The following is an 11,712-nucleotide window of genomic DNA, read 5'->3' on the forward strand; positions in this document are numbered from 1 at the left end:
CTGCCCCATCGACCTGCCCGCACCCCTGGTCACAAACGTCACTTTTAGGCCGCAACCCGGGGCCGCCGCCGTTCCCACCAGGCGAGTGCCGGTCAACCGGCGGCCGATTCCCGGACGGCAACAATTTGCCGCAAGTTTCAGCAACTTCTTGCCATCCTCTTGACGCCGCCCGCGCACCGGCGGGATGGTCTAGCGCGCGGTGCACCCCGACGGCCTTGCCAGCCGCCCCGACGCCCCGCCCCACCCCCCATCGGTACCCGCCGTCCACCCGAGCCCCACCCCCGCCCGGCGCAGCCCCGCGAACCTGCGCCGCCGGTCCTCGGCGGGACGGCCCGCCCCCCGGGAGTCATCCCCATGAGACTGCTCCGACGAGACCGGACCAGCCGCTCCGCCGCCTTGGCCGCGGCCACCCTGGTTGCCGGCGCCCTGCTGCCGCTCACCCTCCAGGGCACGGCGCACGCCGCCGCGAACCCGAACGGCGGCGACGTGATCGCCAACCTCTTCGAATGGAACTGGTCCTCGGTCGCCAACGAGTGCACCACGGTGCTCGGCCCCAAGGGCTACGGCGCCGTCCAGGTCGCCCCGCCCGAGGACTCGATCCGCCTGGCGGGCAGCACCCACGCCTGGTGGGACGTCTACCAGCCGGTCGCCTACGACCTGAACAGCCGGATGGGCACCGAGGCCCAGTTCGCCCAGATGGTCACCGCCTGCCACAACGCCGGCGTCAAGGTCTACGCCGACGCGGTGCTCAACCACACCGCCGGTGCCAACCAGACCAGCACCGACTCCTACGGCGGCGCGAGCTTCAACCCGGCGACGTTCACGTACACCAACGTCCCGTACGACAGCTCGGACTTCCACTTCTCGCCGCCCTGCCCCAACGCGGACCTGAGCATCAGCGACTGGAACAACGTCCAGCAGGTGCAGGAGTGCGAACTCTCCTCGCTCTCCGACCTCTACACCGAGAAGGACGACGTCCGCGCCAAGCTGGCCGGCTACCTGAACAAGCTGGTCGGCTACGGCGTCGACGGCTTCCGGATGGACGCCGCCAAGCACATCGCGCAGGCCGACATGGCCGACATCCTCAGCCGGGTGAACAACACCGCCTGGACGGGCAGCCGCCCGTACGTCTACCAGGAGGTGATACCCGGCAGCAGCGGCCAGTTGGCGCCCAGCGCCTTCGAGGGCAACGGCAGCGTGATCGAGTTCACCTACGCCTACGACCTGAAGAGCCAGTTCACCGGCAGCATCGCCAACCTCAAGACCTTCGGGCAGAGTTGGGGCATCGAGCCGAGCAACCTGTCCTCGGTGATGGTGGCCAACCACGACACCGAGCGCAGCGGCCAGACGCTGAGCTACAAGGACGGCAGCAAGTACACCCTGGCCACGCTCTTCGAACTGGCCTGGGGCTACGGAACGCCGCAGGTCTACTCCGGCTTCACCTTCGGCACCAGCGACCAGTCGCCGCCGGCCGACGGCAACGGCTACGTCACCGCGACCGACTGCACGACCGGCGCGTGGACCTGCACCGACCGCAACCAGGGCATCGCCAACATGGTCGGCTGGCACAACGCCGCCCAGGGCCAGGCGGTGGCCAACTGGTGGGACAACGGCGGCAACGCCATCGCCTTCAGCCGGGGCGACGCGGCCTGGGTCTCCATCAACAACGGTTCCGCCGCAGTGACCCAGACCTTCGAGACCGGCCTGCCGGCCGGGACGTACTGCGACGTCATCCACGGCGACCAGACGGCCGGCGGCGGCTGCACCGGCCCGACGGTGACGGTCGGTGCCACCGGCCAGGCCACCGTGACGGTGGGCGCCGGTGACGCGGTGGCGCTGTACCCGGCGAGCAAGCCGGCCGGCACCGTGGGCGAGACCTTCAACGAGAACAAGACCACGGTCTTCGGGCAGAACGTCTACCTGGTCGGCTCGATCCCCGCGCTCGGCAACTGGGACCCGAACGCCGCGATCCCGCTCTCCTCGGCGAACTACCCGGTCTGGGGCGGCACCGTGAGCCTGCCCGCGAACACCGCGTTCCAGTACAAGTACCTCTTCAAGGACGCTTCGGGGAACGTCACTTGGGAGTCCGGCAGCAACCACGGCGCCGCCACCGGCTCGTCCGGCGGCACGCTGAACGACACCTGGCAGCAGTAGCCGAGCCCGCCCCCGCCGAGCGCCGGTCCCCCTGGGGGGCCGGCGCTCAGCCGTTCGGCCTCCACCTCGCGCAGCGCGCCCGGGCCGGCAGCCTCGCAACGCCCCGGAAAAACGCCGGAATGGCCGTTCGGCGGATATGACGTCGAACGGGTTGGGGACTTCCTTAAGCACTTTCCGGACCGGCGTGAACCCCGCCGAACGGCGGGGGGAGAATCATTCCGGAAGCCGATGACAGCCGCAGCCAATTCCCCACCGGAAGGGCGGACGACGGCGCCGCCCGAACCCGTTTGGTTAAATCAGTTGCCTTGATCGATAAGTGTGCGGACGAGCCCGGCGGCCTCCTTGAGGCTCAGGCCCTGGTGCGCCGAACGCAGCTCGCGCACCGCCTTCACCTCCGCCGTGCGGGGATCCACCCCGGCGGTCGCCAGGACCTTTCTGGCCCATTCCGGATCGACCGGTCCGCTGGTCGGGCCGAACCCGTCCAGGATCTCCAACGCACGGCGCAGGCCGGGGCGTTCTTCCTGGTCGGCCTCGATCAGTGCCCGCTCCAGGGCCTGCCTGACGGGATCCAGGCGAACCTGGTGGGGACGGTTGGGCAGGGGAAAGAACATCGGACGAGTCCCTCCGTCGAATCGGTCCGGATCAGCCACTGGCGGCCGCGGAACACACCCTACGACTGTCGCGACCTCGGCGGCTATAAACCTGGGGAAACATCGCTTACCATCCTTGGCGTAGGAGAATTCACAGCACCACCGTGACGATCCAGCAGTGCGCCAGTCCTATCGGGGGATAGATGCCGTACCTTGACATGTCGCAGGACGACCACCGAACCATCGTTTCGGACGGTCCCGGGCCCCAGCTGGCCAGAAGGTACGGGCCGGTCGAGGTCCGTGGCCAAATAGAGGATCTGGTCTTCTTCACCCACCACGAACTGCTCATCGCCGAACACCTCGACCGGGTGTCGCCTTCCTATCTGGAGTTCCACCAGTACCTGGTGCTGCGCAGCCTGCGCCGCGGCCTCACCACCCGCTTCCTGCTGAGCATGGGCTCGCTGGAGGACGCCCTGACCCTCGCCTTCCTGCGCCGGATCAGGGCGCAGGGAGCGCAGATCCGTCTGGTGCCCGAGCTCGACCGCACCCTGCTGATCTGCGACGGGCGGGCGGCACTGACCGCCACCGACCCGCGCGACCCCGACTCCGGGGCCATCCTCACCGAGGAGCCCGGACTGGTCTCCGGGATGAGCGCGCTGTTCCGGCTGGCCTGGGAGCGCGCGGCCGAGTTCGACGCGGTGATCGAGCGGCGCGACGCGCTGCCGCCGGAGGACCTGGACCTGCTGGCCCTGCTGCTGCGCCCGGGCAAGGACGCCTCCCGGGCCCGGCAGGCGGGCGTCTCGCTGCGGACCTTCCACCGGCGGGTCGCCGACCTCTACCAGCGGCTCGGGGCCGGCAACCGCACCGAGGCGGCGCTCATCGCCCGCGACCACGGCCTGTCCTGACGGACCGCCGCCCCAGGTCCTGGGCGGTGGCCTGCCGGGTACGGCAGGCCACCGCCCCCACTGGTCAGTAGGCGGTCTTGGCCAGCCGCTTCTGCTCGCGCTCCGAGAGGCTGCTGCCGGACTCCCGGCGGGCCATCCGGCGCAGCAGCCGGGGCGCCAGCAGGAAGCCCGCCAGCATCCAGCCGGCCAGCATCGAGGCGGTGCCGAGGTGCTGCCAGCTGTCGGAGACCTCCAGGGCCTTGGCCCCGTCGGGCAGCAGCGCCGAGCGCACCCCCTGGGCGATCCAGCGCAGCGGGAAGACCGAGGCGAGATCGCGCACCCCCGCCGGCAGGTTCCGCAGCGGTGCGAAGGCGCCGGAGATGAACATCAGCCCGACCATCGGCATCATGTAGAGCGCCAGCGCCTCCCGGGCCGGCGGCAGCACCGAGCCGACCACCGCCCCCATCGGGACGACCGCGGCGATCCCCAGCACCAGCACCCAGACCAGCGTCAGCCACTGCCCCGGGCTCTGCGGCAGCTGCGCGTGCAGCAGCAACGCGCCGCCGAAGAGCAGCAGCACGATCGAGGCCGCCATGGTGGCCAGCACGAAGAGGGTCTTGCCGACCAGGTACGCCGTCATGGCGCCGGGTACCCCGCGCAGCCGCAGCAGCGTGCCGTCCTCCCGGTCGCCGAAGAGGAACTGCGGGACCGTCATCAGGCCGAACATGAAGATGGTGGAGGCGATGCCACCGGCCAGGCTCAGCTGGGTCAGGCCGCCGCCGGACCCGTGGGTGCCCGAGCGCCAGTAGGAGACGCCGAGGAAGACCAGCGGCGTCGACAGGTAGGTGTACAGGTCCTTGCGGCTGCGCAGGATCTGGCGCAGCTCGATCGCGCCGCGGCGCAGACCCAGGGCGAGCGGGTTCACGAGGCCTCCGTGGTGTCCAGGTCGGCGCCGACCATGCCGAGGTAGGTGTCCTCCAGGGTGGGGCGGCGCACTTCCAGGTCGGGGATCGGTCCGCCGAACTCCTGGTGCAGCTCCCAGACCGCCTGCGAAGGGTCGGCGGTCAACAGTCGCCGCGGCTCGCCGTCGGGGCCGCGCCAGCGCACCTCGGAGTCGGCCCGGGCCGCCGCGGCCAGCTCCTCCAGCGTCCCGCAGGCGGTCAGCCGGCCGGACTCCAGGATCCCGATCCGGTCGGCCAGTTCCTGTGCCTCGGTCAGGTCGTGGGTGGTCAGCACGATGGTCGTGGCGCGCTCCTCGCGCAACTCGCGCAGCAGCGCGTGGAAGTCGCGCCGCGCCTCGGGGTCGAATCCGGTGGTGGGCTCGTCCAGGAAGAGCAGCTCGGGGCTGCCGACCAGCCCGAGCGCCACGTCCAGCCGCCGGCGCTGCCCACCGGAGAGGGTGGCCGCGCTCTGGTCGGCCTGGGCTGCCAGACCGACCCGGCGCAGCAGTTCGGCCGGCTCGCGCGGATGCTCGTAGTACCGCGCGAAGTGGTCGAGCAGTTCGGCGACCCGCCACCGGCCGTGGTCGCGGTTGGACTGCAGGACGATGCCGATCCGGGCCCGCCAGGCCGGATCGTCCCGGGCCGGGTCCTGCCCGAGCACCGAGACCTCGCCGCCCGACCGCAGCCGGTAGCCCTCCAGCACCTCGATGGTGGTGCTCTTGCCTGCCCCGTTGGGCCCCAGCAGCGCGAACAGCTCGGCCCGGTGGACTCTCAGGTCCAGGCCGTCCAGCACGTCCCGTCGGCCGTAGCGCATCCGCAGGCCCGATACCAGGATGGCCGGCTCCTGCTCGGCCCGGTCCACCGCAGCACGCTGCGGCACAGTCACGGTCATGGCCCCCGCCTCTCCGTCGTACATGCCACTCACGCTAGTACTTGCCTGGCAGGAAAGTAAATGCCAGGATTTCATCATCGACGGGCTGCGGTTCACTGGAACCCGACCGCGCACCGCCGAGCACTCGCACTTGAGGAGGAACGTGATGGCCAGTCACAGCACCGATGCCGCCGATGCCCGCGCAGCGCTGCGCGCCGCCCAGCTGGCCGCTGCCGCCGCCCGCCGGCCCAATCCGCTGCCCGGCTGGTACCCGGCCGCCAGCGGCGGCCTGTTCGGCCTGGGATTCGCGCTGCTCGGGGTGCAGTGCCTGCTGCCCGGCAGCCGCTGGCTGCTCGTCGCGGCGCTCCAACTGGCCGCGGCCCTCGCCCTGATCAGCCACCTGCTGCTGGCCCGCCGGGTCGAGCAGCGGCCCGGGATCATCCCGGCGCTGCCCTCGGGCGTGGACAGCCGCCGGCTCACCGCGGCCTACCTGGCGCCGCTCCTGCTGGGCGGCGCGCTGGCCCCGTTCCTCGGCTGGAGCGGGTTCTTCCTCGGCCTCGCCGCGGCGGGCGCCCCGGCGCACTGGCTGCTGCTGCGCCGCCAGCGCGACCAGGCGGGTGCCGCGTGACCACCGACCGCCCGGCCCCGGTCTTCAACGAGGTGATCCACCAGCCCACCAGACTCGCGGTGGTGGCCTTCCTGTCCGGCTGCACGGACGCCGAGTTCCGCGCCGTGCGGGAGCACTGCGGGGTGTCGGAGTCGGCACTGAGCAAGGTGGTGAGCACCCTGGAGGCGGCTTCGTACGTCAAGGTGCGGCGCGGCTTCGTGGGCAAGCGGCCGCGGACCTGGCTGCGGCTGACGCCGCAGGGGCGGGCCGCCCTGACGGATCATCTGGCCGTGCTGCAACGCATCGCGAGCGAGGCGAGCGCGCTGGGCGCCGCGCTGGAGCAGCAGGAACAGGAGCAGGAGCACGCCGAGCAGGGCTAGGGCCTCGCCAGGTCGGCCAGCGCCGACGGGTCGCCCAGCAGGACCCCGTCGCGCAGGCCGCCGAACAACTGCCCGGCGGCAGAGGCCACTTGATCTGCCCGCAGCTCGGCCAGCCGCTCGGGCAGGGCCGCGAGGTCGGCCGGCTGCCAGCCGAGCACGCCGAGCCGGGCCAGGCCGTCGGCCAGCGCGGCCGGGGCGTCGAAGACCGCGGACACCTGGCCTACGCAGAAGTCCACCGCGCGGGCCAACTCCGCCGCGTCGGGCCCGTCCTGGGCCAGCCCTTCGGCCTGCGCCCGGACCAGCCGCAGCAGCTCGCCGGCTGCCGGGCGCGCCACCCGCGCCCGGACCCAGGCGCGCGGCCGGCCGAGGAAGAGGTCCCGGCCGGCCCGTAGTTCGCCGACCGCGCCGCCGAGCGGGCCGGCCGCGATCGCCAGCCGTGAGCCGTGGTAGCCGCCGTAGAGCGCCGTGGCCAGGAACCGCGCCGCCTGGTCGGCGCCGGACGCGGTCTCGGCCGCGCAGAGCAGCAGCCGCACCTGCGCCGCACCGGCCCGCTCGACCAGCCGCAGGCCCTGGAGCGGACGGGCCGGGGTGACGCAGGTGCGGTCCGCTGCGGACGCCGGCGGCGCCAGCCGACTCGCAAGGTCCGACACCCGATCCAGCAGCTCGGTGGCCGACCGGTCGGCGACCACCGCCAGGCAGCAGCCGGCGCCGGCGCGCGCACCGGCCGCCGGTGCGACGAGCAGGTCCAGGGCAGGCTCGGCACCGTCCGCCGCCGCACCGTCCGCCGCCGCACCGGGCGACGCGGCAGGCAGCGCGGCCGGCAGTGCGGCGAGGCCACGAGCCAGCGCGAGCAGGGCCGTGAGCGCGCCGTCCAGCCCGCCAGGCGGCGCAGCCGCCACGGCGTCCAGCCAGAGCCCGTCGGCGGCGACCGCCGCGGTCGCCGAACCGCCCGCCCCACGCAGCAGTTCCTGGGCCGCGGCCGCCACCCGCGCCGGAGCGGTCAGACCGACCACGCCCAGCGGCACCCGCAGCCGCAACTCGGCGACCACGGCCCGCCGGTCCTCCAGCGCCAGCACCCGCGTCCCGTCCGGCAGTGCGAGCGAGCCGCTGGAGCGCGGCTCGGCCCGCCGGGTCGGGCCGATCAGCGGGACCGGACGCGGCCGGCCCGGCGGCCGGGCGGGCCGCGGCGCGGGCTCGGCCGCCGCCGCTCGCCCGGCCGGATCGGCCGCCGGCACGGGCCGCGAACGCGCCGCTCCAGGCTCCAGCACCAGGACCGCCGGAGGCTGCGCCAGCAGCACGGCGGCGGCGCCCGCCGTCTGCTCCGGGCCGAGCGCGGCGAGCCGGTCGGGGAGTTCGTCCAGCAGCTCGGGGCGGCCCAGCAGCACCTCGAGGCGGCCCAACGTCCGTGCCCTGGCGCGCAGTTCGGCGTGCTCCCGGCGCAGCTCCAGGCCGAGCCGGCGGGCCGCCTCCGCCACTGCGACCGCCGGCACCCCAGGGCCGCCGGTGCCCGCGAGCCGGCCGAGCGCGGAGCGGACGGCCTGCGACAACTCCTCCGGGGCCCGCCCCGCCGGCAGCAGTGCGGCCAGCACCAGCGCGTCGGGGGTCCGCGCGTCCAGCGGTCCGAAGAAGCCGCAACTGCCGCTCGGCCGCCAGGGGTCGGCCAGCACCGCGGGCAGCAGCCGGGAGAGCAGCAGCACCGCCAGGTAGCCGGGCAGATCCCGCTCCGGCCCGGCGATCCGGTAGCCCAGCGCCACCGCCGGGGTCGGCAGGCCGGGCTCGACGCAGGTCAGCCGGCGCTCGGCGCTCGGCGCCGGCTCGTCCAGCTCGGGCCGCGGCGGGGCCGGGCGGGCCGCGATCGAGCCGAAGTGCCGCTCGATCAGCTCCAGTGCCCGCTCCGGCTCGAACCCGCCGACCAGGGTGAGCACGGCGTTGCCAGGGGTGTAGTGCAGGTCGAAGAAGTCGGCGCAGTCGTCCAGGCCGAGCCGCTCCAGCCGCTCGATCCGGCCGAAGCCGTCATGGGCGTTGCGCCGCCGCTCGAAGAGCACCTGAGGCAGCAGCGGCCAGGGGAAGCCGCCCAGCGGGCGCGTCACCGTGCGCTCGGTGATCTCCTGGCCCACGCCGACGAGTTGCTCGCGCAGGGTCCGCTCGGTGAAGCGCGGCGCCCGCATCCGGTCGGCCTCGCTGAACAGCGCCCGCTCCAGCGCCCCGGCCGGGACACTCTGGTAGTAGTCGGTGTAGTCCTGGTGGGTGGTCCCGTTCGCCTCGGCGCCCAGGCGCTGGACGTGCTCGTAGAAGCGGCCGTCCGGCAGGCTCGCGCTGCCGCGGAACATCAGGTGCTCGAAGAGGTGGGCCAGGCCCTCCTGCTCGGGCCGCTCGGAGCGGAAGCCCACCCCGTAGGTGACGCAGACGGCCACCCGCGGCACCCCGGGGTGCGGTGCCAGCAGCACCCGCAGGCCGTTGCCGAGGGTGTGCCGCAGCAGCTCCGCCGTCCGGTCGCGTGGCGCGGAGACATCCTGACGTACCGTCAACTCTCTTCTCCCGAAGCACGGACGAGCGTGGGTCGCTGGTCGATGAGGAAGCCCAGGAAGGCGGCGTAGCGCAGCGCCACGGCCGGGTCCCAGGCCACGTAGGCGCTGAAGTCGTGCAGGTGCAGCGCGGTGCGCAGGGCCGCCGCACGGTGCCAGCGGTCGCCGAGGTCCGCGCCGTAGCCGGCCGTCAGTGCGGTCAGCAGCGACTGCCAGCGCCGGTGGTCGCCGCCCTGCTGCCAGGCCAGCTCGACCAACTCGCCGGTGAGCCAACCGAGATCGAGGTACCAGGGGGCGCGGCACAGGTCCTCGCCGGTGAGCAGCTCCACCGAGCCGCCGGGGCCGAGCACTGCCGCACCCAGACTCGGGGCGCCGTGCACGAGCACCGCGCGCTGCCCGTCGGCGGCGGCCGCCGCGCACCAGCGGCGCAGCCGGCCCAGGCGGCGCTCGCCGAGCCGCTCGCGCAGCAGCAGGCCGGCGCGCGGGGCGCCGGTCCCCTCGGCCACCGGGCCGAGCGGAGCCGCGTGGCCGCCGGTCGGGGCCGCGGCGAGCCAGTCGGCGAGCCGCCGCAGGCCGGCCGGCGGGCCGGCGGGCACCACGGCCGGCGGCCGCAGGCCGTGCAGCCGGGCCAGCAGCGCGCCGAGCTCGCGCAGCGCTCGGGCCGCCTCGGCGTCGGGCCCGGTGCGCAGCAGCCGGGCCGCCAGCGACTCCGCCCCGCCCACCCGGTACTCGCGGGCCGTGCCGCGCACCTGCCCCAGCACCAGCCGGGTCGCGGCGCTGCCGGTCAACTCCCCCAGCTGCGCGACCAGTTCATCCGCCAGCGGCTGGAAGCCGACCGGCGCGAGCGGTCCCGGTACGCGGGACCAGTGGAACCCCGCGCCCGGGGCGGCCACCGGGCCGGCCCCGGGCGCGGGGAGCGCGTGGATCTCGGTCCGCAGCAGGCCGGTGCCGTACGCGGCGACTCGGGTGGGGTGCGCCCCGCTCATCGGCCCGGGTCCGTCGGCCCGCCCGTCAGCCCGTCCGCCGCCGTACGCAGGCGTTCGAGCTCGCCGATCGCCGCCGGAAAGAGCGCGGGCGCCCAGGCGTCCTGCCGACCGGTGGTCAGGCTGGCGGCCGGCCGCGGGGTGAGCACCGCGGTGTTGGGCCGGGCCGTCAGCGCCGCGACGTGTGCGACGCAGGCCGGGCTCTGCCAGCCGCCGGGCGGCAGCGCGGGCGCGACCACCAGCGGTGCGGTGGTGCACTGGGCGGCGAGCAGCGCGGGGCTGTCGGCCAGCCCGAGTGCGAGGCGGGCCAGGAAGTGGAAGGAGGCCGGGTAGACCAGCACCGCCTCGGCCCACTCGGCCCACTCGACGTGACGGGCGGTCAACTCGTCCTCGGGCCACAGGTCCAGCAGGGCCTCGCCGGTGCGCGCGCCGGTCATCCCCTGCCGGGTGACGAACCGCTGCGCGCTGCGGGTCAGTACCGGTTGGACGCGCAGCGCGGGATAGAGCTCGCCGAGCCAGTTCAGCCAGAACGGCATGGTGGCGGCGGAGGAGGAGCCGGTGACCACCAGCAGCAGCCGCGAGAGGCCGAGCGCGGGCACGCCGACGGGGCCCGCGGGCTGCGGGTCTGCCTGGTCTGCCTGGTCGGCGGTCACGCCGCCGCCCGCACGATCAGGTCCAGCTCGGCCAGCGTCGCCTGCGGCCCGTGCAGCTGGTGGACGCCGGTCAGGTTGACCACCACCTCGTCGACCCCGGCCGCCCAGTAGGCGCGGATCGAGGCGGCCAACTCCTCGACGCCGCCGTACAGGAACGCCTGGCCCGCCAGCAGCGCCTTGGCGCCGGCCTCCAGGTCCTGCGGGTCGGTCTCGATCCCGGAGCGGCGCAGCATGTCGCGGTAGTGCGGCATGCGCAGGTGCCCGGAGTTGCTGGCCAGCGCCAGCCGCACCGGATCCCGGTCCGGTCGCGCCAGCGCCATCGGCACCATCGCGACCAGCCGGGGCGCCGGCCGGCCCGCGGCCGCCGCGCCCGCCCGCAGGGCCGGCAGCACCACCTCGCCGAGGTAGTCGGCCGAGGTCAGCCAGCTGATCGCGACATCGGCCAACTCCCCGGCCAGCTCGGCCATCCTGGGGCGCAGCACCCCGAGTCCGACCTCGACCGGCGGGGTGGGCAGCGGGTGCAGCCCGGTGTGCATCGGGAAGTAGGCGCCGTCCTGCTCGGCCGGTTCGCCGTCGAGCATCCGGCGCACCGCCGTGACGTACTCCCGCACCGCGCCCAGCTGGCTGCGGTAGGGCGCGCCCAGCAACTGCTGCTGGAAGACCTGCGCGCCCGGCCCGAAGCCCGCGACCACGGGGTGCCCGGTGGTCGCGGCCAGCGAGCGGGCCTGGAGCGCGGCCTCGTAGGGGTGGCGCAGCGGCATCAGGGTCACCCCGGTGCCGACCGGCACCCGGAAGCCGGCGCCGGCGGCGAAGGCGAAGGACTGGAACGGTTCGACCAGGGTCGCCTGGCCCTGCCACAACCGGTGCGCCGGGCTCCACTGCACGTAGGCGGCGTACGGGACGATGTGCTCGGGCCGGTGCGGTACGAACGGCACGAGAACGGAAAGGACTGCCACCATCTTCTCCAGACCCAGGAAGCGGGCGGGGGGGGGGGGGGGGGGGGGGGGGGGGGGGGCCCCCCCCCCCCCCCCCGCGGGCCCCCCCCCGGCCGCCCCCCCCCCCCCCCCCCCCCGCGCCCCCGCCCCCGGCCCCCCCCCCCCCCCGCGGGGGGCCCCCCCCGCCCG

11 protein-coding genes are annotated in these 11,712 nt (G+C 74.6%); 4 read left to right on the forward strand and 7 right to left on the reverse strand.

Features of this window, described 5'->3' with window-relative positions; translation table 11 throughout:
- The first annotated feature begins 354 nt into the window (after positions 1–354).
- The gene (locus ABH937_RS31980; RefSeq protein ID WP_370220242.1) at positions 355–2,154 is read left to right on the forward strand and encodes a carbohydrate-binding module family 20 domain-containing protein; all 1,800 of its coding nucleotides are present in this window, start codon (positions 355–357) and stop codon (positions 2,152–2,154) included.
- A 296-nt stretch (positions 2,155–2,450) separates the two neighbouring features.
- Here ABH937_RS31980 and ABH937_RS31985 read toward each other — a convergent pair whose 3' ends face one another.
- Entirely contained in the window at positions 2,451–2,765 is a 315-nt protein-coding gene (locus ABH937_RS31985) for a hypothetical protein (protein WP_280693978.1), read from the reverse strand.
- A 182-nt stretch (positions 2,766–2,947) separates the two neighbouring features.
- On the opposite strand from ABH937_RS31985, the gene ABH937_RS31990 reads away from it, so the two are divergent.
- Positions 2,948–3,649 carry a hypothetical protein gene (locus ABH937_RS31990; RefSeq protein ID WP_280693979.1) on the forward strand — a complete coding sequence of 234 codons (702 nt, stop codon included), beginning with the start codon at positions 2,948–2,950 and terminating at the stop codon, positions 3,647–3,649.
- 64 nt (positions 3,650–3,713) lie between these two features.
- Here the strand turns inward: ABH937_RS31990 and ABH937_RS31995 are convergent, their stop codons facing one another.
- Both ABH937_RS31995 and ABH937_RS32000 read right to left on the reverse strand, forming a co-directional pair.
- Positions 3,714–4,553: an ABC transporter permease gene (locus ABH937_RS31995; RefSeq protein WP_280693980.1), complete on the reverse strand. Its 840-nt coding sequence runs from the start codon at positions 4,551–4,553 to the stop codon at positions 3,714–3,716.
- The gene (locus ABH937_RS32000) at positions 4,550–5,461 is read right to left on the reverse strand and encodes an ABC transporter ATP-binding protein (protein WP_280693981.1); all 912 of its coding nucleotides are present in this window, start codon (positions 5,459–5,461) and stop codon (positions 4,550–4,552) included. Before ABH937_RS32000 ends, ABH937_RS31995 begins: the two co-directional genes overlap by 4 nt.
- Before the next feature lie 145 nt (positions 5,462–5,606).
- Here ABH937_RS32000 and ABH937_RS32005 point away from each other — a divergent pair, with 145 nt between their 5' ends.
- Together ABH937_RS32005 and ABH937_RS32010 are read left to right on the forward strand one after the other, a co-directional pair.
- Complete coding sequence (locus tag ABH937_RS32005; protein ID WP_280693982.1) at positions 5,607–6,068, forward strand: hypothetical protein; 462 nt, start codon at positions 5,607–5,609, stop codon at positions 6,066–6,068.
- Entirely contained in the window at positions 6,065–6,427 is a 363-nt protein-coding gene (locus tag ABH937_RS32010) for a transcriptional regulator (protein ID WP_280693983.1), read from the forward strand. Before ABH937_RS32005 ends, ABH937_RS32010 begins: the two co-directional genes overlap by 4 nt.
- Here the strand turns inward: ABH937_RS32010 and ABH937_RS32015 are convergent.
- From ABH937_RS32015 to ABH937_RS32030, 4 genes are read right to left on the reverse strand one after another with little or no spacing between them, the layout of a single operon-like run.
- Positions 6,424–8,955, reverse strand: a complete 2,532-nt coding sequence (locus ABH937_RS32015; protein ID WP_280693984.1) for a M16 family metallopeptidase — start codon at positions 8,953–8,955, stop codon at positions 6,424–6,426. The two genes, ABH937_RS32010 and ABH937_RS32015, sit on opposite strands and share 4 nt — an antisense overlap.
- Positions 8,952–9,938 (reverse strand): hypothetical protein, encoded by a 987-nt coding sequence (locus ABH937_RS32020; RefSeq protein WP_280693985.1) that lies wholly within the window; start codon positions 9,936–9,938, stop codon positions 8,952–8,954. Before ABH937_RS32020 ends, ABH937_RS32015 begins: the two co-directional genes overlap by 4 nt.
- The gene (locus ABH937_RS32025; RefSeq protein ID WP_370220244.1) at positions 9,935–10,588 is read right to left on the reverse strand and encodes a flavoprotein; all 654 of its coding nucleotides are present in this window, start codon (positions 10,586–10,588) and stop codon (positions 9,935–9,937) included. Before ABH937_RS32025 ends, ABH937_RS32020 begins: the two co-directional genes overlap by 4 nt.
- Entirely contained in the window at positions 10,585–11,547 is a 963-nt protein-coding gene (locus ABH937_RS32030; protein ID WP_370220245.1) for an LLM class flavin-dependent oxidoreductase, read from the reverse strand. The genes ABH937_RS32025 and ABH937_RS32030 overlap by 4 nt, the downstream gene beginning before the upstream one ends.
- Positions 11,548–11,712 lie beyond the last annotated feature (165 nt).

It is taken from the genome of Kitasatospora sp. GAS1066B (genome assembly GCF_041262605.1).
Taxonomy (GTDB): domain Bacteria; phylum Actinomycetota; class Actinomycetes; order Streptomycetales; family Streptomycetaceae; genus Kitasatospora.